The following is a 23,759-nucleotide window of genomic DNA, read 5'->3' on the forward strand; positions in this document are numbered from 1 at the left end:
AGAAGTGAACCAAATTGCGGTTCGATACATACAATTGTACAAGATAAAATTTTGTATCACTTATTGGCCAATAACATGCAATGCCAATAGACGAGCGTAGCGAGGGGTTTATCATGGAAGACGCAATTGTAGTGGGCATCAGTTCCTGTTTATTAGGTGAGAAAGTCCGTTTTGATTCAGGCCATAAGCAAAGTAGTTACGTTAATAAAGAGTTAGCGGACTACTTTGAATTCGTGTCTGTTTGCCCAGAGGTCGGCATGGGCCTCCCTGTGCCCAGACCAACTATACGTTTGATGACGAATGAAGAACGTATCGCGTTGGTGGATACGAAAGACAGTACACGTGACCATACGGATGGCATGATGCACTTCTCCCGAGAGAAGATTGCCGAAATAAAAGACACGGAAATGTGTGGCTATATTGTCTGTGCAAAATCTCCAAGCTGCGGGATGGAGCGAGTTAAAGTCTACAGCAAAGGGCATGCATCTACAGATGGAGTGGGGTTGTATACTAAGCACCTCATGGAACAGATGCCGTGGCTACCTGTAGAAGAAGACGGACGATTGAATGACCCGGTTCTAAAAGAGAACTTCATTTCACGTATTTACAGTTTGAAAGACTTCTATCGTTCAATGGAAGGTAAGCCGACACCTGGGAAGATTATCGCCTTTCATTCTCGCTATAAATTGACACTAATGGCACATGATCCAAGTGCCTACAAATCGCTTGGTCGCCTTGTTGCTCACCAAAGTGACTACGCTCCAGATGAGTTTTATACCGAGTACCGTAATGGTTTGATGGATGCGCTAAAAAATCGAGCAAGCAGAAAAAATGTCACTAACGTCTTAATGCATATCCAGGGGTATTTTAAGCGGGCATTGAACAAAGATGAAAAAGCAGAACTAGCTAAAGTTATCGATGATTACCGTGTTGGATTGTTACCTATTTTAGCACCGCTAACCTTGTTAAAGCATTATTTGAGCACTTACCCAGACGATTACTTGGCGAGCCAAATTTTCCTTCAACCACACCCAGAAGAGATGCGTTTAAGATATGGACTGTAATGAAAAACGGTACGCCATCAGAGAAATAGCAGATTTGACCGGTATTAAACCTGTGACTTTACGAGCATGGCAGCGTCGTTACAATTTGGTTCAGCCGCTTCGCACTGAAAAGGGTCACAGACTATACACTGCGGATGATTTAGAAAAGATAAAAACGATTCAGAGTTGGCTCAACAAGGGCGTGTCGATCGGCAAGGTAAAGTCTTTATTGGAATCTGAAGTGGTTTCGAGTGCTGTGGAAGATGCCAATCAATTGGAAGAAGTGTCAGATATTTTGGATGCTTTAGCGGATTTAGACGGTGGAAAAACAGATCGGTTGATAGCAATGGTACTCAAGGAGTACCCACTGATCATTGTGGAATCAAAATTCGTTATTCCCATTTTGGGAGCTATCCAGTTCTTGAAGCTTGGACCTCGCACTTTGCAGCTGGCGTTGTTCAAAACGATGTTTATTAAGCATCTGACCCTAATGGTTACCTCAGAGAGTAAACGCGGTCACCGGTTGGATAAATTAATGGTGAATTTGGATGAAGCGGGAAACATCTACGCGTGGCTCTACTACGCTCAGTTGATAGAACAGGGTGAGAGCGTTGTTTTTTTAGATGGGGTAGAGGAGACGAGTGCGCTTTTCACCGATGTGACGCAATATCAAACTATCTATGTATTTGCCCAAAAATCATTGCCAGAGAAACAGCTGGATACCATTGTGGAAGCACAGCAAAGGGAAGGAAACAATATTCGAGTTTCTCCTGTCATCGCTCATTTGATGGACGTACGCAAAGGGGCCGTTTCATGAGGCTAGTTCTATTCAATCGAGATCTACGTGTCACAGATAATACGGCATTAATTGAAGCAATAGATGGCGAAACCCCAGTCATTGCTGCTTTTGTTGCTACCCCGGAACAGTGGAAAAGTCATTCGCTCTCGCCCATTCAAGCTGATTTAATTTGGCGACGCCTCACAGCTTTGGACAGTGAGCTAAAACAACTCAATGTGCCTCTTATCTACCATGAAGCTCAAGATTATGCTGCTGCGAATACGTGGGTGGCTGACATTTGTGATCAATTTGCTGTTCAAGAGGTGTTTTTGAACTGCGATTACGAGATTAATGAAGCCAAACGAGTTATGGAATTGTCAGAGATAGCTGGGTCAAAATGGAGTGTGAGGACGTTTGATGATAAGTGTATTTTAAGACCCGGATCGGTACTTAATCAAAAGGGGGAGTACTTTAAGGTATTTACCCCTTTTAAAAAGGCGTGGTTAAAAATCGTTGGTGAGGTGATAGTGCGTAAACCACAGGTTTCAGCATTAGTGACTGTGCCTGCCAACCTCTTGTACGACTCCAGTTCCTCATTTTCGTATCCAACCAGAGATAGCTCAGAATGGCCTGTAGATAGCCACGAGATCATCCAGCGGCTGCGAGACTTCTCTGCTGATAAAGCGAGCTTCTACCAAGCCGAGCGAGACTTCCCTGCCTTAGACAGTACAAGTATGTTAAGCCCTTATCTTGCCATTGGAGCAATATCAGCTCGTCAATGTGTCGCTAGGCTTAAGTATGATGCGGTCAATTGTTCGTTATCAACTGGTGCCGAGACTTGGTTGAGTGAGCTCATCTGGCGAGAATTTTACCAACACCTTATTTATTTCGAACCCAAGCTTTGTCAACATCGCGGATACTTATCATGGGAGAAAAACCTGAAGTGGACCGGAAAGCTTGACCATTTTAGGCAGTGGTGTGAGGGAAAAACAGGTTATCCAATCGTCGACGCCGCTATGCGGCAGCTCAATACTAAAGGGTGGATGCACAATCGATTGAGAATGGTAGTAGCCAGTTTCTTGACTAAAGATTTGCATTTGGATTGGAAGTTGGGGGAGCAGTATTTTATGGCACAACTCATTGACGGTGACTTTGCTGCCAACAATGGTGGATGGCAATGGTGCGCATCCACAGGTTGTGATGGTCAACCCTATTTTCGTATTTTTAATCCAATAAGTCAGGGGGAAAAATTCGATGCCAATGGCGAGTTCATAAGAGCGTGGATTCCTGAACTTAACTCAGTTCCTAACAAATTTATACACAAACCCTGGCTTTGGAATGAGTTCGAGAATGTCGATTATCCGAAGCCGATAGTTGATCATAAGATACAAAGAGATATAACCTTAGCTTTGTATAAAGATGCAAAGGACCAACATTGATGTTACGTAAAACCCTTTTGGCTGCCTGTTTGGGCTTTTCACACTGGTTGAGTGCCGCTACCTACAACCTCCCGACTGACGGAAGCAATATGGTCGGAACGTTGCAGTATCACAGTGTGGTGGCTGGGGAAACCATGTCGGATATTGCAAAGCAGTATGATGTTGGCTTTCTGTCTCTTATGGCAGCAAACAAGGGTGTGGATCCTTTCCTACCCAAAGAAGGCTACGTGCTGACCATTCCCAGTCAGGCTATTTTGCCGCATGTCGATTATAAAGGTATCGTGATCAATTTGGCTGAGCTAAGGTTGTACTATTTTGAACCTGACAAAAGTCTGGTTCACATCTTTCCTGTAGGTATTGGCCGAATTGGTCAAGATACACCGGAAATGACAACGAAAATCAGCCAATTGAGAGAGGCTCCAACTTGGACGCCGCCTACTTCAATTCGTAAAGAGTATTTAGCCAAAGGTGTCGAGCTACCTAAAGTCGTTCCCGCTGGTCCGGAAAACCCACTCGGAGACTATGCGATGCGACTCGCGTACGGGACAGGTTCTTACTTGATCCATGGTACTAACAAAGACTTCGGTATTGGTCTGAGGGTAAGCGCTGGTTGTATCCGAATGGACCCAAAAGACATTGATTGGTTGTTCCACCAAGCGAAAATAGGTATGCAAGTAAGAATCATTGATGAGCCTATAAAGATCGCATTAGAGCCAGACAGAAGCGTGTTTATTGAAGCACACGAACCTTTGACCCGCAGTGACGGAACTAAAAAGGAAATGGACATCCCACAAGAGTTGACGTGGTGGCTTGACGAGTACGGTATTAATGACCGAATTGCTCGCGCGGCGGTGTTAGCACAAAATGGTGTGCCGATTGAAGTCGTACCGGCTATGGATGACTTAGAATAACAGGTCGATTTACAGATATAAAAAAACACCCGCATCAAGCGGGTGTTTTTCTTAGTATTCTTGTTACTTACTTAGTGTAAGACTGAGCGATGTTGTCGATACGCTCGTTTGCACGCTCAGCTTCTTCTTGAGCAGCCATTGCGTTTTTGTTACCCATTTGAACTTCGTTCTTCAGTGCTTGCACGTCAGAGCTTAGTTGGCTTACTTGGTTGCTTAGGTCATCCATTTTTGCTGTTGTTGCTTCGTCTGGACCAGATGCACAACCAGCTAGTAGTAGAACTGATGACGCTGCTGCTGCAATTAAAACTTTCTTCATTATAAGCTCCTTCAGGATTTAGTATTTAAAACAGCCCTGCTACTTAATTCATCGCATTGAGGCTATTTTTGAGTTTAGTGCCTAATTTTAAGAACGCAAATTATTTAAAAGTCAGAAAAACCAAAAAATTACGCGATTTTGCGGTTAAACTTCCTCTTTCTTAATTATGAGAATAATTTGGCATAGGATAATGTGATCTCTGTCAAAATTATAACGCGAGAACACGATAAGTCACTGTATCGTCAGATTTTATCTAATGAAAGCAGAATTTGGGCCATATTAAGTGGGACATCTCCTACAATGAAGCAAGGGGACGCAAATTTCTGGGTTACTGACATTGCTGGTTACCATGACAATTATCAGGTATTATGCGCGCTCATTTTTATCTGCACGACCTTTTAGGAGTACACGCATTGCAATTTAAAGAACTTGGCCTTGATAACCGACTACTGAAGAACTTAAGTCATTATGACTTTAAGAAAGCGACTGATATTCAAAAGCAAGCTATTCCAGTAGCTATTGCTGGAAAGGATCTGTTGGCATCTTCGAAGACTGGTTCTGGCAAGACTTTGGCATTTGTATTGCCGATGCTCCATAAAGCGCTCAAGAGCAAAGCGTTCTCAGCAAGAGATCCTCGTGCTGTTATTCTTGCACCAACACGTGAATTGGCGAAGCAAGTTTATGGCGAACTAAAATCGATGCTTGGTGGCCTATCTTACGATGCCACGCTGATCTTAGGTGGTGAGAACTTTAACGATCAAGTAAAAGCGCTGCGTCGTTACCCAAAATTTATCGTCGCGACACCAGGACGTTTGGCTGACCACCTTGAGCATCGCTCTCTATTCCTTGATGGCTTAGATACGCTCATTCTTGATGAAGCGGATCGCATGCTAGATCTTGGTTTTGCACCAGAGCTGCGTCGTATTCATAACGCGGCTAAACACCGTCGTCGCCAAACGTTGATGTTCTCAGCAACACTTGACCATGCTGAAGTAAATGATATTGCAGCTGAGATGTTAGATGCGCCAAAACGAATTGCGATTGGCGTATCGAATGAAGAGCACAAAGACATTACCCAGAAATTCTATCTATGTGATCACCTTGATCATAAAGAAGCGATTCTAGAACGCATTCTTGAGCAAGCAGAGTATAAGCAAGTCATCATCTTTACTGCGACACGTGTCGATACGGAACGTCTTACTAAATGGCTCAATGAGAAGAAGCTTAAAGCAGTCGCATTAAGTGGAAATCTCAATCAGACTCAACGCAACGCGATTATGAGTCAGTTCGAGCGTCATGTATTTAAGATCCTAGTGACTACCGATGTGGCGTCGCGTGGCATTGATATTGCGAGCGTAACGCACGTAATTAACTTTGATATGCCAAAACATACGGAAGAATACGTACATCGAGTAGGTCGTACAGGTCGTGCTGGTAACAAAGGCGATGCGGTATCTCTCGTGGGACCTAAAGACTGGGATAGCTTTAAACGTGTTGAAGCCTTCTTACAACAAGACCTGACTTTCTCTGAGCTAGAAGGGCTTAAAGGTAAGTTCAAAGGCTTTAGACCTAAGAAACCTGCGTTTAACAAGAAAGCGACTGCTACTAAGGGTAAACCTCAACAGAAGAAAGCGACGACTAAGAAGCCGGCGCAACGCGACAAAACGTTCTACAAAAATGTTGCTGTGGGTGATTCGGTCTTTATTCCTAAGAAAAAGCCGAAGCCAGCCGAAGACGCTTAATCAATCATATCCACTAAAGAGCCTTATCAAGGCTCTTTTTTTATCCTACTCAAACTGAAAACGTCAGTTATATGACAGTTATAGAATCGAAATAATTTTGTTGTCATATTTGGTTTTACAGTCAAATCTATCACTAAATTACTGATTTTTTTAGTGATCTTATCCCAATTGCTTCTCTCAACGTTTTTGTCATTTGTCATACACCTTTCAACTAAGTGAAACACAACTGTCATATTCGGGCACTAATCTTGTCAGCGTTCAAATGAAACTCGGCAATCAAGCCAATAAAGGAAATTGTGATGAAAAAGACAGTTATCGGTGCAATCGCTCTACTAGGCGCACTAGCAGTGACTCCAGCTTCAGCTAAAGAAACTATCTCTGCGGTAGGTTCTAGCAGCGTAACTCCACTGATGGAAGTTTTCTCTGAAACATATATGAAAGCAAACTCAAATGTTTTCATTGAAGTACAAGGACCAGGTTCTTCTGCGGGCGTACGTGCAGCTAAAGATGGCTCAGCAGACATGGGTATGTCTTCTCGTGCACTAAAAGAAGATGAAAAACAAGCAACGTTAGTAGAAGAAGTTGTTGCTCGCGATGGTATCGCAGTTGTTGTTAACCCAGCGAACGACCTAAAAGGTCTAACGTCTGAGCAAGTAACAGCAATCTACAAAGGCGAAATTAGCAACTGGAAAGAAGTTGGTGGTGCAGACAAACCTATCGTAGCTATCACTCGTGATACAGCTTCTGGCACACGTGGCGCATTTGAAGACATCATGAGCCTGAAGCAAAAAATCAACGGCATGAAAGTAACGGCTATCTCTCAGCGCGCTCAAGTTGCTAACGGTAACGGTGCACTAAAGACTATGGTAGCAAGCAACCCATACGCAATTGGCTACATCTCTCTAGGTACAGTTGATACTTCTGTACACGCTCTAGAAATCGATGGCACGCCAGCGACTGTAGACAATGTTAAGAACGACTCATACAAAGTAGCTCGTCCTTTCCTAGTGCTTTACCAACAAGGTAAGCCATCTGCTGAAGCTCAGAAGTTCCTTGACTGGATGCTAACTGACGAAGCTCAAGCAATCGTAGAGAAGAAAGGTTACATCTCAGTAAACTAATCTCTACCAGTAAATATTGAATACCTTGCTCAGCCCACCGTTTAGGGCTGAGCCTTTTATATGTCTAACTCGAACTTTCGACGAGTAGAAATTAATTATGACCATCGCAACAAATAGTGAGAAGCTTATGAGTAATGAAGCGACTCAGTCCGTAACTCGTGGCAGCGGCCTTAAGGCTCAAAAACGAGTGGATTGGAAAGAACGAATTTTCCATGGACTTTTCCTTACCAGTGCAATTATCGGTATCGTATCGCTAGCGGTTATTGCTTACTTTATCTTCAAAGAAAGTCTTCCTGCTTTCCAAGCAGTGGGCGTTTCTGGCATTGTTTTAGGCCAAAACTGGCTTCCACCAGCACTTTACGGTGTTGCTACTATGATTGTAGCGTCGGTGGTTTCTACTCTCGGTGCGGTTGTCGTCGGTGTTCCAGTAGGTGTACTAACGGCTATCTTTATCGCAGAAATTGCCCCGAAGCGTTTGGCGGACATTATCCGCCCTGCGGTTGAACTATTGGCAGGCATTCCTTCGGTTGTTTACGGTTTCTTCGGTCTAGTCATCATTGTGCCTTTGATTCAGCAAATCTTTAATGTTCCTGCGGGTAACACGATTCTTGCGGGTATCATTGTGTTGGGTGTGATGATTCTTCCAACGGTTATTACCGTATCTGAAACTTCGATTCGTGCAGTGCCTCGCACCTATAAAGAAGGTTCACTAGCACTTGGTGCTTCAAAGATTTATACCATTTTCAAACTACTCGTACCGGCTGCTCGCTCGGGCATTATGACGGGTGTGATTCTAGGTATCGGTCGCGCACTTGGTGAGACCATGGCAATCATCATGGTCATGGGTAATGCGCCTGCGATGCCGGGAAGTATCCTCGACTCAGCGCGTACTCTAACCGCAAACATTGCGATCGAAATGTCTTACGCAAGTGGTGTTCACGCTAATGCATTGTATGCGACTGGCGTAGTGTTATTGGTGTTTATCATGATGCTAAACGCTGCACTACTTTACTTGAACCGTGAGAAAGCGAAGTAATCATTATGGATACAGTTAAACTAAAAAAAGCGCGCCAAAATAAAGACGCGGTTCTGAATGCATTTGTATGGGCCGCTGCTGCACTTACTGTGGGTTTCTTGTTCTGGATTATTTGGTACATCCTTTCAAATGGTCTTCAACACGTAAGCTGGAGTTTTATTACCGATAACTATACGCGTACTGGCGATGAGCACGGTATTTTCCCGATGATTGTGTCAACCATTTACATGGTTATCGCCTCGATTGCAGTAGCTGCACCGCTAGGCATCATGACCGCAATCTACTTAACGGAGTATGCCAAAGTTGGCAGTAAGTTAGTGAAGGTCATTCGATTCTGTACTGAATCGTTGGCTGGCATTCCGTCGATTATTTTCGGTCTGTTTGGTATGACGTTCTTCGTGGTTATTCTTGGTTTTGGCTTCTCGATTCTTTCCGGTGCATTAACACTGAGTATCTTGATCCTGCCAGTTATTATTCGTACTACAGAAGAAGCATTGATGGCCGTACCACAAACTTATCGTGAAGGTTCGTACGCTCTTGGTTCTTCAAAAATCTACACTATCTGGCGCCTTATTTTGCCAAGCGCAATGCCAGGTATCTTAACTTCGGTCATTCTTAGTATTGGTCGTGTAATTGGTGAGTCTGCTCCAGTGTTCCTAACGGCTGGTATGGTGGCACGTATTCCGGATTCATTGATGGATTCAGGTCGTACACTAACGGTTCACCTTTATAAACTCACAACGGAACTGTTCACAATAGAAGAGTGGAATCAAGCTTATGGCACAGCAACGGTATTGATTGTAGTTGTACTACTTATCAATATGCTGACTAAGCTTATCGCTAGCCGCTTCAATACAGCAACGTACTAACAGAGATTATTGACGTTGAGTGGCAAAGCCAGAACATAAAGAGCCTCGCCACTCCCAACATGACGACATTGCACGATAAAGAATTTAGAGATTAAGACTATGAACAAATTTAATATTGAAAACCTAGACCTTTTCTACGGTGAAAACCAAGCACTGAAATCGATCAACCTACCGATTCCAACTCGCCAAGTGACGGCGTTGATTGGTCCTTCTGGCTGCGGCAAATCAACGTTACTACGTTGTCTAAACCGTATGAACGATCTGATCGAAGGTGTGAAAATCACTGGCTCGCTGGAAATGGATGGTACTGACATCTATGGCAATATCGACGTGGCTGATCTTCGCATTAAAGTCGGTATGGTTTTCCAAAAACCAAACCCATTCCCAATGAGTATTTACGAGAATGTGGCGTATGGTCTGCGTGCTCAAGGCATCAAAGATAAGAAGCACATTGATATGGTGGTAGAGCGCTCTTTGCGTGGTGCCGCACTTTGGGATGAGGTGAAAGACCGTCTTAAGTCGCATGCATTTGGTTTATCTGGTGGTCAGCAGCAACGTCTGTGTATTGCACGTACTATTGCAATGGAACCAGATGTCATTCTGATGGACGAACCAACGTCGGCACTTGACCCTATCGCGACACATAAAATTGAAGAGTTGATGGAAGAGCTTAAGAAAGACTACACCATCGTTATCGTGACTCACTCAATGCAGCAAGCGCGTCGTATCTCAGACCGTACGGCATTTTTCCTAATGGGAGAACTGGTTGAGCACAATGAAACACCGATTATTTTCTCAAACCCAGCGGATGACCGTACTCAAGGTTATGTAAATGGTGACTTCGGTTAATCGCATTTGAACACAATTTCCAGTTATCGCGCGATTCCATTGAATCAAACAATTAGCGAGTGACCCGAATTTATTGGCATATCACTATAACTATAAGCGATGGTACTGTTGCCCCTCTTGTTAGAGGGGCTTTTTTTATTCAATTAAGCAGTAGCGGCAACGCGTAATGGCTTGTCATTTATCGGCAAGTGAATCAGTGCTGCCACAAAGGCTAGGACTACTGTCGACCACCAAATCGGTTCGTAGGAACCATAGTAGTCGTAAATCCTACCACCAGCCCATGCCCCTAAAAAGCTTCCCACTTGGTGCGTGAAGAACACCAAGCCGTAAAGAGTAGAAAGATAGCGAGCACCAAAAATCTGACGAACTAAACCTGAAGTAAGTGGTACTGTGCCAAGCCAGCAGAAGCCAATCGCACCACCAAACCACGCCGCTGTGTACTCTGTTACGGGAAGTGAAACGAAAGCAGCAATTACTACTGTTCTGAATAAATACAGCATCGACATGACATGGCGCTTACTGTATTTGTCACCCATTAGCCCCCAAAAATACGAACCAAAGATATTGAAAATACCGACGTAGGCAAGCGCAAGGGCTGCGCTGTTTGCTGGCAGGTTCTTATCGGCAAGATAACTTGGCAAGTGCGTAGCAATAAACATCACATGAAAGCCACAAACAAAGAAGCCAGCATGAATTAACCAATAACCTTTGTGATGAAATGCTTCTTTTAGTGCTTGTTTTAGCGTTAGCTCGTTGTCTTCAATCGGTGTTTTACCTGCGTTATTTTGACGTGAGGATTTCATAAATAGTGAAAACGCAACCATCAGAGTGCACAAGGCAGCAAAACCTTGTAATGCACCTTGCCAACCCATGTCATCCAACATTAATTGAGCACCTGGGATCATGGCAAACATACCGAATGATCCGGCCGCTGTGGTTAAGCCAAATGCTTTTGCGGCGTGTTCCGCCGGTACGACTTTCGCGACTGCTCCTAGAATGATGACGTAGCTTGTCGCGCTCAAACCTAGACCAACAAGCGCACCTAGTGATAGATAAAGAACACTGGTTTCATTCGTTATTGAGGTCAGATAGAGACCTAATGCATAGGCGATAGCACCTATTAAAATAATGCGTTTTGAACCCCATTTATCTGCCGCCATCCCGACAAAGGGTTGGAAAAGGCCAAACAAAAGGTTTTGCAATGCGATCGCAAAACTAAAGAACTCTCGCCCAGTTTCGAAGTGCTCGGAAATAGGCATCATGAAAATACCGAATGACTGTCGTATACCCAAGCTGACAATCAAGATGCCGATACCCAACCAAACTAATGGGGGAAAACGAAAAATACTCATTAATAATTACGCTCTAATGATGGTGATGAGAATGATCCATAGGATCGGTTGGGTTCTGTTGGTGGCACCCAGTATGCACTGCCTGTTTTGCAATAAGCTCCAGCAATACAGGAGAGTGGTGCACTGCGGTTAGGGTGATAACCAATAGCAACAACATTCTCACGAGTTGAGCAAAAATGGATTGTGAAAACATGACGCTCAATAGTGGTTTAAAAAGAGCGCGAAGTGTAATGATCTGGTTTGAATGACTCAAATGACATTTTGTGAATTAATCTATGCATAGCATGCATGTATTCGAACTCTGTCACGGAGAGTGACAATCTCAAGATGCACCGTGAGTTGAGTTAGGTATATAATCTCGCGGTAAATAGAATGGAAAACAAAAAATGAAGTACGATTGGATCTTGTTTGACGCCGACGAAACCTTATTCCACTTTGATTCTTTTGGTGGTATGAAACTAATGTTTGAACGTTTTGGCGTAAACTTCTCTAGTGATGACTACGAAGAGTATCAGTTGGTTAATAAACCATTATGGGTTGATTACCAAGACGGAAAAATCACCGCAGAACAACTCAAACATATTCGCTTTGAAGGTTGGGCGACTAAACTTGGTATCACTCCGCTAGAAATGAACAGTGCATTTTTAGAAGCTATGGCTGATATTTGTACCTTGCTGCCGGGTGCGAAGGAGCTACTCGATGCATTAAATGGTCAAGCCAAACTTGGCATCATTACCAACGGTTTTACGGAACTACAAGCGATTCGTCTTGAGCGTACTGGATTAAGTGACTACTTCGAGCATGTGGTTATCTCGGAAGAAGTAGGTGTGGCGAAGCCTGACCACGGTATCTTTCAGCACGCCCACCAATTAATGGGCCTCCCGAGTAAATCAAAGATACTGATGGTTGGTGATAACCCTGATTCCGATGTACTCGGTGGGCTTAACTTTGGTATCGAAACCTGTTGGTTAAATACACAAGGTCATCCGCGACCAGAAGGTATTGCACCTCATTACGAAGTAACGTCTCTTGCTGAGTTAAAAACCACCTTGTTTGCCTAAACTCCATTCGCCTTCGTCAATTGCGAAGGCGATTTAATCCCTCTCAATATTTGAATATCCGCTTTACCCTTCCTATGTTTTAGAGACAACTAAAGTTTGCCCCATTTATTGCGCCACACCGTACAAGTAGGCGTAGGAGTTACTAGAGCAACGTTTCTTGGCACCCTAGAGTGCCATTCAACACTAACAACGTACTGAATCAGCTAGATTTTATACAGACGAATAAAGTTGAAGTAACGCAGTAGCTTTATCACACAGGCCACATAAGGAATTGTGTCATGGGTAAATATGTCTCTTCCATACCCTTACTTTGTTTTCTCGGAGCACTCAGTGCTTCTTCTTTCACTCATGCAGATGAACGCTTCAAAGTTGGAGAACAGAAAGCAAAAGTTTGTATGACCTGCCACGGCGCCGACGGCATATCCAGCATTGAATCCTATCCAAATCTGCGGGGTCAAAAAATGGGGTATCTCATGACCTCGCTTCGCAGTTATCAAACTAGAGAACGTTCAGGGGGACTCGCTGTCCTTATGCAGCAGCAAGCCGATGCTTTGAGCGAACAAGACATCTCCGACATTGCTTATTACTACTCTCAACTTGGCTCTGATGATGCTAAACAATAAGGAGAGCTTTTATGGATACGACATCTCCTAACTACAGCACTAAAGTTGTTCGATACTTCATCATCGCCTCGTTGATTTGGGCTGTGGCGGGTATGACAATTGGCGTTATTTTGGCAGCTCAGCTCTATTGGCCTGCGCTCAACCTTGATTCCGAGTATTTCCAGTTTGGACGACTTAGACCGCTTCATACTTCAGGCGTTATCTACGGCTTCGTGGTCAATATCTTAATGGGTACCTCGCTCTACATTGTTCAACGAACTGGGCAGTGTGAGATTTTCAACAAGAGCCTTGCCTGGATGGTCTTTTGGGGTTGGCAATTAGTGCTGTTGCTTGCACTGATTTCATTGCCTCTTGGCTATACAACTTCAAAAGAATATGCGGAGCTCGAGTGGCCGATTGATATTCTCATTGTCTTAGTTTGGGTGCTTTATGCTGTGCTCTTTTTTGGAACAATAGCGAAAAGGAAAGTTTCTCATATCTTCGTTGCTAACTGGTTCTTTGCAGCATTCATTATTGTTATTGCGATGATATTTATCGTCAATAACCTCGCGATGCCCGCCTCATTAATGAAATCCTATTCTGTCTTCGCAGGTGCGCAGGATGCCATCGTACAGTGGTGGTGGGGACATAATGCCGTTGGTTTCTTGCTCACTGCCGGCATCATTGGCATGAACTACTATTTCATCCCAAAAGTGTCTGAACGTCCGATTTACTCTTATCGTTTGTCCATAATTCATTTCTGGGGCTTGGTCGGATTTTATACTTGGGCGGGTACTCACCACTTGGTCTACTCTTCTGTACCTGTGTGGGTTCAGAACATCGGTATAGTGATGTCCTTGATCCTCTGGTTACCTTCTTGGGGGGGCGCATTTAACAGTGCCATGACCCTGCTTCAGAACAAACAAAAGCTCAAATCTGACTACATCATGCTGTTCTTCTTCTCAGCCATTCTTTACTACTGCTTGGCGACATTTGAGGGGCCTTTACTCGCGATTCGTTGGTTCAACATGGTTGCACACAACACGGAGTGGATTATAGGGCATGTTCACTCAGCGGCTCTTGGATGGGTTGGAATGTCGGGTATAGCGGTATTCTATTATTTCATTCCTCGACTATGGGGGAAAACAGAATTGTGGTCGCCGCGTCTCATAAAGTGGCACTTCTGGCTTGCTCATGCTGGTGTCGCTATCTATGCCATTTCGCTTTGGGTAGCAGGTATAGGTGAGGGTTATATGTGGTTAGCACAAAGCGATAATGGTGAATTGGTATACAGCTTTGTGGAAGCGATGAACTTTAAAGCACCTTGGTTATTCCTTCGATTCTTTGGCGGTGCGCTGTTTGTGCTTGGTTTGCTGCTCATGGCTGTAAACATATACAAGACCGTCAAAATGCCAATGTCGTTAATCGCAAAGGAGGCTTAACATGAGTGCAGATTTTACCAAGTCAGTCTTCATATTAATTGTCTCTACCATAGTGGTCGCGTCGTTCTCTATTTTAGTATGGGTACTTCCAAACTTACTGCGAACACCGGAGCTTGTTGCGAACAGCACTGCCAAACCGCTTACGGCGATCCAAGTGGCTGGTCGTGATATCTATATCAGCGAAGGATGCCATGTCTGTCACACTCAAATGGTGAGGCCGCTTGAGCCCGAAATGAAGCGAAACGGCAGGGCTAACCAAGAGCCGGATGACATCTATGAGTTTCCCAACTTATGGGGCTCGAAGCGCACGGGACCCGATTTGACTAATCTCGGGCGAAAATACTCTGACCAGTGGCACCTAATACATCTAATAGACCCTCGCAGAGTTGTGCCTACTTCCATTATGCCTGCTTACCCTTGGTTGTTCGAACAGGTTCTGACGGGAGATGACATCACAGAGAAAATGGAAACCCTTAGGTTCTTAGGTGTTCCTTATACTGATGATGAAATTGCCAATGCTCGACTGCAAGTGAGAGGAAAAACAAAAGGTGAAGCACTGATTCACTACCTTCAAAGTTTGGGTGTAGATACTGCAGAGGAGGATGGACAATGAGTCATTTTTGGAGCCTTTGGGCTGCTGTCGGCACTGTTGTATTTTTCATCCTAATGGTGCTGGTGGTCGTTAAGTACTGGCGCAACAATCACAAAGCTGACAAAGACAGAGTGTTAGATACCTTTGATGGCATTGATGAGAACGATGCGCCGCCACCAAAATTGTTGTTTGTTTCGTATTTTGTTGCATTTGCCATTTCTGTTGGTTACCTGATCTTGTATCCCGGAGTCGGCAGTTGGAAAGGGCTGATGGATTACGACCAAGCTAACGATAAACTGAGTCGTCCAAATACCACACTAGCGCAGCAGTTTTCCGAACTTACTGATGACTCGTTATTGGCCTTAGCGAATGAGCCAAATATAGTGAAATCTGGACGTATGCTTTTTCAGACTCATTGTGCGGCGTGTCATCGTGACAATGCACAAGGCGCAAAACACTTTCCAAACCTTATCGATAATGAGTGGCTATATGGAGGATCGGATGCTGCCATTATTCACTCTATAGAATTAGGTCGAAACGGTGCAATGCCGGGGTGGATTGATGTATTGCGACCGGATGAAATTTCCAAAATATCGTATTACTTAGCTTCTTTAAATCAACGCCATACCGATGTACCTGAAATCAAAGTCCAATTGGGGAAAGAGCTATTTATACAACATTGCGTTTCCTGCCATGGGGATGGCAGAGTTCCGAATATAGAGCAAGGCGTACCTGATCTCGCTGACAACATCTGGTTACATGGTGGCAGTATAGAGGAAATTCAGCACACCATTCGTGCAGGCCTAAACAATGTTATGCCAGCCTTTGGACAGCAGCTCTCTCAGAATGAAATTTTGGCTATTGGTGCATACATAACCAAAGCGCGGTTGGACAACAATTCTCGACTTGCCAAGCTTGATGCGTCGTCAGTGGAGCGTGGAGAGTATCTGGCGCATGCAGGTGATTGCGTCGCCTGCCATAGTGCTGAAGGGGGAGAGCCGTTTGCTGGTGGTCTGCCATTCGTTACACCTTTCGGCACCATTTATTCGACCAACATAACACCCCACGTTTCAGAAGGTATAGGTAGTTACGACTACGAAGACTTCCGTGCAGCGTTGGTTGATGGCAAAGGTCAACATGGCTACTTGTATCCTGCGATGCCATTTACCTCCTATCAGTACGTTAATGAGCAGGATATGCGCGATCTGTGGGAATACATGCAGTCCATTGCGGCGGTTGCTCGCAAAAATGACCCCAATAAGATGATGTTTCCTTCAAATATCCGACTTGGCTTACTTGGTTGGGACATTGTATTTGCGGATAGAACGCCAATTGATTACCAAGTGCCTGATGAGCTGAAAGATAAAGTAGATGATGTAGATAAATGGCAGCTTGGCAAATACTGGGTGGCGGGATTAGGGCATTGCTCCGAATGTCACACACCGAGGAACATCGCTCAAGCGCTTGAAAACGACAGAATCTTCCAAGGCAATTTAATAGATGGTTGGAATGCTCCAAATATCACAGCTACTGAGCTATACGTTGACGGATGGGATATTCAAAGTCTGACAGACTTCCTTCATACCGGTCACTCCTCGAAAGGGACGGCATTTGCAGGGATGGCAGATGTGATCAAAAACAGTCTGAGTCTTATGACTCGCGAAGACATTGAGTCCATGTCTTACTATCTGTTGAGCGGAGACACTAACAATTTTATTGATGAAAATGCGGTGCAGTTACAACCCACCGGCTTTGATGCGGCGGCCTACGCTGCGGAGATCTATACCACTTACAACCAAACATGTGGTGCATGTCATGGGGAAGATGGTAAGGGGCGTGATCCTATCGCTCCAACACTACTTAACAATGGCATCATTATGCACAGTGACCCATTCAACACGATTGCAGTAACGATTCGCGGACTTCAGCCAACGTACATTGATAAGGACAGAAACTTTATGCCTATGGCAAGTTTCGAGGACGTATTATCGGATACACGATTAGCTGAATTGATCACCTTCGTGAGGTCATATTTAGGGGCTAGAGAAGACGTTGTTACTGCAAATGATGTGAAAGAAGTGCGTGAAATGCTGGAAAAAGCCGGATATTCGGGCGGTCTTCATGTCACCCCAGATATGTATGATGAGCGTGATGGTAATATCAATGTAAACTAAGATGTGCATTTGGATTTATATATCGTCTGCACATTTTGGTTAATTAAACAGCGGTTTGCTATAAAACTTGTTCAGTATTTAGTACGATGTGTTGAAACGTCATCTAGGTGGCGACTTCATCACGTTTGGTTCGAGTTATATCATCATGTCTTCAAAACAAATCCCATCCCTACAACAATTTATTGATGCTTTAGACGATCATGTGTGGGTGAAGGATTCGGATAGGAAGTACATCGCCGTCAACAAAAGCGTAGAATCCGCATGGAACCTTCCTCGCTCGGAGATTTTTGGTAAGACTGACTTTGAGCTCTTCTCGAAAAGTCGCTCAGAGCATTACCAAAAAGCCGACGATAGAGTCATAGACTCTGGCGCCCAAGAGACTGTGGAAGAGTGCGCCAGTCGTGACGCATATGGTCATGATGTCTGGCTAGAAACCATCAAATCACCAATTCAGCAACCAGATGGGGAGCTAATTGGTATCATTGGCATGACGAGAAACGTCACCCGTCGGAAACAAGTCGAAGTCAGACTGTCGATCACATCAGAAATATTCAATAACTTTCAAGAAGGTATGATGATTACCGACCAAAATGGCAAGATTTTGGATGTAAACAGCGCTTTCTCAGAAGTCACGGGCTATCAAGCTATTGAAGTGATCGGTAAAAACCCCAGATTCCTACAATCGGGTCACCATGACGATAAATTCTACCAAAACCTCTGGCAACAACTCTCAGAAACGGGTCTTTGGAAAGGCGAGTTTATTAACCGCAAAAAAGACGGCAGCATTTATCCTCAAATGGCGACGATAAGTACCATCAATGACGATGGCAATTCGCTTTTGCATTACATTTGTGTATTTGAGGACATCTCAAAGCAGAAAGCGCATGAAGAGAAACTGCGCAAAATGGCATTCTTCGACCCTCTTACCAATCTGCCGAATCGTTCTCATCTAACAAGTATATTAGAGCAGAGCATTGAAGGTGGTCAGCGCCATAGCGAGCAATTTGCGACACTGTTTTTAGACTTAGACCACTTCAAGCACATTAACGACAGTAAGGGGCACTTATATGGCGATAGATTATTGTCGCAAGTAGCGGACAGATTGACGGACGTTCTTCATCACCGAGCAAATATTGGACGTATTGGTGGTGATGAATTTGTGATTATTCTGACTGATTATGACAGTGAAGCGCAGTTGTTGGACACAATCGATGAAACGCTTGGTGTGTTTAATCGCCCTTTTGAGTTAGATGCGCAAGAGTCGCTACGAGTGTCCGGGAGTATTGGTGTGGCCTTGTACCCGCAAGATGGTCAAAACAGCGAAACCTTACTCAAGAACGCGGACACTGCCATGTATTTAGCGAAGAAAAACGGTCGCAATGGCTACGCGTTTTATTCTCCAGACTTAACCTACAGTTCGGTTCTCCATGTACGTGTGCAGTCTGCGCTGCATGATGCAGTTGAGAAGCAACAATTGTCCCTCGTTTATCAACCTCAATATGATCTGACGAATAATACGCTGATAGGGGTAGAGGCCTTGTTACGTTGGAATCATCCTGAATTAGGTGTGATTGCCCCAGCTCAATTTATCCCCATTGCGGAGAAAACGGGGCTGATCCAGCGAATTGGAGCTTGGGTAATACGTGAAGCGTGTGAACAGGGTCGCCGCTGGCTCGATCAGGGTGTCGCGTTCGGTAAAATTGCGGTTAATGTCTCTGGGTTACAGCTGCAACATCCTAACTTTGTCACCAAGCTCAAACAAAAACTGCTAGACACTAATTTTCCAGCTGAGCGATTGGAGATCGAAATCACCGAGAGCTTTTTACTTATCGATCACCAACTTGCGGTAGATACCTTGAATCAAATCAGAGAGTTGGGAATCGAGATTTCGCTTGATGATTTTGGGACCGGGTATTCGTCGTTGTCGTATTTAAAAGGATTACCGATCAGCAAACTAAAGATCGATCGTTCTTTTATTTGCGATGTTCCTGATGAAAATGACAGCAACGCTATCGTGCAGGCGATCATTGTCATGGGGGAAACGCTTTCTCTAAAGATCGTGGCAGAAGGTGTTGAGAATGGAGACCAAGTTGAATACTTGCGCTCTCATGGCTGTGAATATGGTCAGGGTTACGTGTTTAGTAAACCAGTAACCGCTGACCAATTAGCTACGCTATTTGTTTGATTTAGCTTTCAGCTTCGGTAAGCTCTGCTTCGCTTTGAGGCTGGTGTTTATCAGCGGCTGCTAGCATCTTACGAATAGCAATGGATGCAGTGAAGGCTACTGCTACCATCACTACTGCGAGTACAGTAAGTAGTGAGAAGTAGTCGCCATATACTGTCTTAACAAACTCTTGAGTGATTTCTTGGCCTTTTTCCGCTGCGATAGAGGTTGAGAACACAGCGCCCACAATCCCAGATAGTGCAATCGCCACAGAGAATAAACTCACGGAGAAGTTCTCAATATGTTTCGGTGCTACAGACAGAATAAATGCCACAACCAGTGAACCGACAATCACTTCTGCAAAGGCTTGGAAGAAGTGGATAACTAAGAAAATTTCAGGTCGAATGATGACACTCTCGCCGATGTTTTTTACGGCTAGCGCCAGAATACCGAACGCAATGGCAGTCAGAATGAAAGAGAAACCAATTTTGGTTGCTGTGGTGAAATGGATGTTACGCTTCTCCAAACTCGAGAAGGTAGCTGCAATAACTGGGCCTGCAACAATACACCATAATGGGTTCATTGACATTGACGCTTCCGGTGCGATTGGAATGATACCGAACAGGTCACCACGCATAGTATTGATGGTTACCATGGTCATCGAAGTCATCATTTGGCCGTAGTAGACAAAGAATGCAGTAGTCAGAACCGTTACGATTAAAATGGTGCCCATACGCAGCGCGTCCGCTTTTTCTGCTTTGAACATCAGAGAAATGAAATAGCCAATTGCTGCCAAACCAATGGCATAAACAATGTTCTTACCGATGTCCATGTTGGAGAACATAAAGAACACCATTCCAACCATGGCGATGGACGTAATGCCGAACTTAATCCAGTTTGCGTTAGAGACGGATGCTTGGTCGATGTCTGCGCCAACGCCCTGAAGCTGTTTGCGGAATGTCATTAACGTGAATAGCGCTGCAAACGCCAAGATACCAGATAGCAAGAAACTACCGTAAAAACCGATGACGAGAACGAACATTGGGAATAGGTATTGACCTAATAAAGCACCGATGTTGTTCACTGAGTAATTTACAGGGTAACCATTCTCGAAGTCTTCTTGGCTTTTGAACGTACGCTTGTAAAGGCTTGGATAAGAAGGGGACATTAAGCCACGTCCATAACTTGCTAAAGCAATACCTGCCAGGCTTAAAGGGATGTTGACGGTTGAAGCTCCGACGACAAGCAATACATAGCCACAAGTAAATCCGAAATAAGCAATCGTCAATGAGCGGTACGCACCTAAAAATTTGTCGGCTATAAAGCCACCTGCGATAGCGAATAAGGGGCCGATTGATGAAAACGCACCCACTACCATCATAGTGTCCGCTTCACTGTAATCGAGATTTTCTAGAAAAAACCTCGTGAGAATGACCATCACCCCATAAAATGAAAGGCCAAACATCATTTGGCAGAACATCATGGATTTGTTTAGTTTATTCCACATAATTTTATCCTTAGTATTTATTAGGAAGTGGTTTAAATATCCAGATAAATGTTAACAGACAAAATTTGTTACATGTTGATCTCTACTCCTATTGTGTGGCTTTTACACACGACATTTTCTAATCGTTCGGGTGAGAAATTGTTATCGAATCTTCTGTAGGCAAAAGAAAAGGGCACACGATGATGCCCTTGATGATGCCTATAAATATGAGTCTATTTCAGGTTAAGGCGCTTCATTAGACGATGCAGATTACCCGGGTTAACGCTTAACTGTTTTGCCGTGGCACTTAGATTCTGATTATTATCCGAAAAGGCTTTTCGAACATATTGAGTTTGGAACTCATCGACAGCATCTTTGAGCGAGGCGGATGTGCTCAATGTACGTGTTGTATGGCCGGAAGAAGTGAACTGCGGCTCTGTCTCACGCTGGTGTTGTTCTGATTGAACATCTAGTGTGATGTGTTGCGCTAATATAGAAACATGCGACGAGGTACTTTGTGCTTTAGCAATGACAGCGCCTCGATTAATAGCATGTTCAAGCTCTCGCACATTCCCTGGCCAGTCGTATGCCTGTAATTTGGAAAGTGCCTCATCACTTAAACTAATGCTAGACACCTTGAGCTTATGTTGGCATCGCTCTGCGAAAAAACCAGACAGTAAAACGATGTCACCCTCACGTTCTTTTAGTGGTGGGACAAAGATAGGGAAAACACTGAGTCGATGGTAAAGGTCTGCTCGAAAGCGGCCTGCTTTCACTTCTTCGTGCATGACACGGTTAGTAGCGGCAATGATTCTGACATCTACTTTGATATTTCGATCGTCACCGACTCTTTGAATATCGCCGTATTGCAACGCTCGTAATAGCTTCGCTTGCAATCCGAGAGAAAGTTCACCAATTTCATCCAAAAACAACGTTCCCTTGTTAGCCAATTCAAACTTGCCCTTGCGATTGCTGATAGCGCCGGTAAATGAGCCTTTGATGTGCCCAAATAGCTCACTTTCTGCGACGGACTCTGGCAGTGCAGCACAGTTGAGATAAACCAAAGCTTCGTCCTTGCGAGAGGATTGTGAATAGATAGACTGTGCTACCAACTCCTTACCTGTTCCTGTTTCTCCAATAATCAGTACCGACAGATCGGTATCCGCAACCGCTGAAATCTCTTGTTTTAATGCGCCCATAGGTCGTGACTGACCAATAATATCTGCTGCATCCTGACGGGCCAGTTTAGTAGAGCTGGAGGACTCTGAAATTCCTCCAGAACGCTCGAGCTTTTCTACTAACAAAGCGGTATGAAGACTATTGGCAGCTAAGGCACTTAGTATCCTGAGATCTTTGTCTGCGGTCGTATCAAATTGAGTTGGATTGAAAGCATCAATGGTGATCGCCCCGATGAGATTATCTTGTAGTAAAAGTGGGAGACCGACACAAGAATGAACTTCTAGATTGCCTTCATGGTTTGGGATAAGTCCATCATAGGGATCGGCGAGATCACTGTTTGCAGGGAAACGAACAATGTCTCCTGCTCTCGCAATTGCTTCAAATCGAGGATGATTGTCTATTTCAAAACGGCGGCCTAATACATCCGCGCTCAGTCCATCAGTAGCCAAGGGAACAAAAGACTTACCATCAAACTTGAGTAGTGCCGCTGCGTCACACTGAAGAACTTGGCGAATGGTGGAAAGTAAACGATCAAAGCGATCTTGTTCTGAAATACCGGATGTGATGTCTAGGGCAATCTGCAACCATGCCGAACGAAATTGGCTCATAACGAAGCTCCATTACCAGTGCTAATTTTGTCACTATAACAAATTATTTATCATAATGACCAAGTTTAAGGATTATCGAATAAACAAAGTAAGATATGAAAGATGAGTGTTTAGTTATCTGATAAGCCTTATTCATAAATGTATTCAGGTAGTTAGCAAAAATAGTGCTTGTTTCTGTCTCCATGGCCCGCGATATGCTTAATATTAGTAAAGATAATCATTATTATTTAAGCGTAGAGGTGAGGTTGTTATGACACAATTACACTTAGACAGTCCTTTGCAAGAGGCGAATGCAGAGTGGTATCAAATTACCAGCCTTGAAGTCACACCAAGAGCTGTTTCAAACCGAACATCGTCGTGGCTAGCTACACTGCTATCACGTTTTCTAACATTCTAATTTTACTGATAAAAGTATTGGAGACTTCCATGAGCCATTTAAGAATTCCTTCACATTGGACCATTCAACGTTCTACTCCATTTTTCACCTCAGACATTGTGCCACAGGCGTTACTCACCCATCACAATACTGCAAAGGGTGTGTTTGGACAGTTATGTGTTATGGAAGGTACAGTCACCTACTATGGGTTTGCGGATGAAAATGCGGTAGAGCCAGAAACAAAAGTTGTCATTCATGCAGGACAATTTGCTACCAGCCCCCCACAATACTGGCATCGCATTGAGATAAGTGATGATGCTCAGTTTAATATTAATTTCTGGTCTGAGAGTGATAAGCAAGGCCAAACAATGTTCCACGCTAAGTCGTAATCATCATGCACTAACCGCGGTGATCGAAAAATCAATGAATTAGGCCTCCAGGCCATTTTGGTTCCTCATACAGGAGCCTTTTTCTATCTTTTGGTTTGTCATATAAACAATATTTAGTCTTAATGATTACTATTAAGTCTTGTCATAAAGATAATTTTACATGCTAAATAGAATTAATATCCTTTAAATACAATGAGATATGTTTTCATGAAAAGTTGGCACACTCGATG

Annotated in this window: 22 protein-coding genes; 17 read left to right on the plus strand and 5 right to left on the minus strand. The window is 44.0% G+C overall.

Annotated elements, in window-relative coordinates:
* Positions 1 to 113 precede the first annotated feature (113 nt).
* Genes AWH66_RS01005 through AWH66_RS01020 form a run of 4 tightly spaced genes read left to right on the plus strand, consistent with a single transcriptional unit; the run spans position 114 to position 4,171 of the window.
* Positions 114 to 1,064 carry a YbgA family protein gene (locus tag AWH66_RS01005; protein ID WP_063604869.1) on the plus strand — a complete coding sequence of 317 codons (951 nt, stop codon included), beginning with the start codon at positions 114 to 116 and terminating at the stop codon, positions 1,062 to 1,064.
* Positions 1,054 to 1,860, plus strand: coding sequence for a MerR family transcriptional regulator (locus AWH66_RS01010; RefSeq protein ID WP_063604870.1), 807 nt, complete (start codon positions 1,054 to 1,056; stop codon positions 1,858 to 1,860). The genes AWH66_RS01005 and AWH66_RS01010 overlap by 11 nt, the downstream gene beginning before the upstream one ends.
* Complete coding sequence (gene phrB, locus AWH66_RS01015; RefSeq protein WP_063604871.1) at positions 1,857 to 3,260, plus strand: deoxyribodipyrimidine photo-lyase; 1,404 nt, start codon at positions 1,857 to 1,859, stop codon at positions 3,258 to 3,260. The genes AWH66_RS01010 and phrB overlap by 4 nt, the downstream gene beginning before the upstream one ends.
* Complete coding sequence (locus AWH66_RS01020; protein WP_038226132.1) at positions 3,260 to 4,171, plus strand: L,D-transpeptidase family protein; 912 nt, start codon at positions 3,260 to 3,262, stop codon at positions 4,169 to 4,171. The genes phrB and AWH66_RS01020 overlap by 1 nt, the downstream gene beginning before the upstream one ends.
* 67 nt (positions 4,172 to 4,238) lie before the next feature.
* On the opposite strand, the gene AWH66_RS01025 is transcribed toward AWH66_RS01020, so the two are convergent.
* Entirely contained in the window at positions 4,239 to 4,487 is a 249-nt protein-coding gene (locus AWH66_RS01025) for an Lpp/OprI family alanine-zipper lipoprotein (RefSeq protein WP_006069318.1), read from the minus strand.
* 368 nt (positions 4,488 to 4,855) lie between these two features.
* Between AWH66_RS01025 and AWH66_RS01030 the strand changes: the two genes are divergently transcribed.
* From AWH66_RS01030 to pstB, 5 genes are all read left to right on the plus strand, one after another.
* Positions 4,856 to 6,229, plus strand: a complete 1,374-nt coding sequence (locus AWH66_RS01030) for a DEAD/DEAH box helicase (RefSeq protein WP_050798564.1) — start codon at positions 4,856 to 4,858, stop codon at positions 6,227 to 6,229.
* Positions 6,230 to 6,528: 299 nt separating this feature from the next.
* The gene (locus AWH66_RS01035; protein WP_006069316.1) at positions 6,529 to 7,350 is read left to right on the plus strand and encodes a phosphate ABC transporter substrate-binding protein; all 822 of its coding nucleotides are present in this window, start codon (positions 6,529 to 6,531) and stop codon (positions 7,348 to 7,350) included.
* A 97-nt stretch (positions 7,351 to 7,447) separates the two neighbouring features.
* Positions 7,448 to 8,386, plus strand: a complete 939-nt coding sequence (gene pstC / locus AWH66_RS01040) for a phosphate ABC transporter permease subunit PstC (RefSeq protein ID WP_006069315.1) — start codon at positions 7,448 to 7,450, stop codon at positions 8,384 to 8,386.
* A 5-nt stretch (positions 8,387 to 8,391) separates the two neighbouring features.
* Positions 8,392 to 9,255, plus strand: a complete 864-nt coding sequence (pstA, locus tag AWH66_RS01045; protein WP_006069314.1) for a phosphate ABC transporter permease PstA — start codon at positions 8,392 to 8,394, stop codon at positions 9,253 to 9,255.
* Positions 9,256 to 9,354: 99 nt separating this feature from the next.
* Positions 9,355 to 10,104 (plus strand): phosphate ABC transporter ATP-binding protein PstB, encoded by a 750-nt coding sequence (gene pstB, locus AWH66_RS01050; protein ID WP_006069313.1) that lies wholly within the window; start codon positions 9,355 to 9,357, stop codon positions 10,102 to 10,104.
* Between the two features lie 143 nt (positions 10,105 to 10,247).
* Here the strand turns inward: pstB and AWH66_RS01055 are convergent, their stop codons facing one another.
* Positions 10,248 to 11,456, minus strand: coding sequence for an MFS transporter (locus tag AWH66_RS01055; RefSeq protein ID WP_038227264.1), 1,209 nt, complete (start codon positions 11,454 to 11,456; stop codon positions 10,248 to 10,250).
* Positions 11,457 to 11,469: 13 nt separating this feature from the next.
* Positions 11,470 to 11,649 carry a hypothetical protein gene (locus AWH66_RS25275; RefSeq protein ID WP_081836405.1) on the minus strand — a complete coding sequence of 60 codons (180 nt, stop codon included), beginning with the start codon at positions 11,647 to 11,649 and terminating at the stop codon, positions 11,470 to 11,472.
* 193 nt (positions 11,650 to 11,842) lie between these two features.
* On the opposite strand from AWH66_RS25275, the gene yjjG reads away from it, so the two are divergent.
* From yjjG to AWH66_RS01085, 6 genes are all read left to right on the plus strand, one after another.
* Positions 11,843 to 12,517, plus strand: coding sequence for a pyrimidine 5'-nucleotidase (gene yjjG, locus AWH66_RS01060; RefSeq protein WP_063604872.1), 675 nt, complete (start codon positions 11,843 to 11,845; stop codon positions 12,515 to 12,517).
* Positions 12,518 to 12,795: 278 nt separating this feature from the next.
* Positions 12,796 to 13,140 carry a c-type cytochrome gene (locus tag AWH66_RS01065; RefSeq protein WP_062458556.1) on the plus strand — a complete coding sequence of 115 codons (345 nt, stop codon included), beginning with the start codon at positions 12,796 to 12,798 and terminating at the stop codon, positions 13,138 to 13,140.
* Between the two features lie 11 nt (positions 13,141 to 13,151).
* Positions 13,152 to 14,561, plus strand: a complete 1,410-nt coding sequence (gene ccoN, locus AWH66_RS01070; RefSeq protein ID WP_063604873.1) for a cytochrome-c oxidase, cbb3-type subunit I — start codon at positions 13,152 to 13,154, stop codon at positions 14,559 to 14,561.
* 1 nt (position 14,562) lies between these two features.
* Positions 14,563 to 15,174: a cbb3-type cytochrome c oxidase subunit II gene (locus AWH66_RS01075; RefSeq protein ID WP_006069308.1), complete on the plus strand. Its 612-nt coding sequence runs from the start codon at positions 14,563 to 14,565 to the stop codon at positions 15,172 to 15,174.
* Positions 15,171 to 17,327, plus strand: a complete 2,157-nt coding sequence (locus AWH66_RS01080; RefSeq protein ID WP_063604874.1) for a cytochrome c — start codon at positions 15,171 to 15,173, stop codon at positions 17,325 to 17,327. Before AWH66_RS01075 ends, AWH66_RS01080 begins: the two co-directional genes overlap by 4 nt.
* A gap of 145 nt (positions 17,328 to 17,472) precedes the next feature.
* On the plus strand, positions 17,473 to 19,512 hold the full coding sequence (locus tag AWH66_RS01085) for a sensor domain-containing protein (RefSeq protein WP_240495589.1): 2,040 nt from the start codon (positions 17,473 to 17,475) through the stop codon (positions 19,510 to 19,512).
* Between the two features lies 1 nt (position 19,513).
* Here the strand turns inward: AWH66_RS01085 and AWH66_RS01090 are convergent, their stop codons facing one another.
* Entirely contained in the window at positions 19,514 to 20,998 is a 1,485-nt protein-coding gene (locus AWH66_RS01090; RefSeq protein WP_063604876.1) for a peptide MFS transporter, read from the minus strand.
* A 212-nt stretch (positions 20,999 to 21,210) separates the two neighbouring features.
* A complete protein-coding gene (gene norR, locus AWH66_RS01095; RefSeq protein ID WP_063604877.1) occupies positions 21,211 to 22,764 on the minus strand; it encodes a nitric oxide reductase transcriptional regulator NorR in 1,554 nt (517 codons plus the stop codon).
* A 250-nt stretch (positions 22,765 to 23,014) separates the two neighbouring features.
* Between norR and AWH66_RS25815 the strand changes: the two genes are divergently transcribed.
* Positions 23,015 to 23,161, plus strand: coding sequence for a hypothetical protein (locus AWH66_RS25815; protein ID WP_164491498.1), 147 nt, complete (start codon positions 23,015 to 23,017; stop codon positions 23,159 to 23,161).
* 29 nt (positions 23,162 to 23,190) lie between these two features.
* On the plus strand, positions 23,191 to 23,529 hold the full coding sequence (locus tag AWH66_RS01100) for a TehB family protein (protein ID WP_063604878.1): 339 nt from the start codon (positions 23,191 to 23,193) through the stop codon (positions 23,527 to 23,529).
* The last annotated feature ends 230 nt before the right edge of the window (positions 23,530 to 23,759 follow it).

It is taken from the genome of Vibrio barjaei (assembly GCF_001639065.2).
Classification (GTDB): Bacteria; Pseudomonadota; Gammaproteobacteria; order Enterobacterales; family Vibrionaceae; genus Vibrio; species Vibrio barjaei.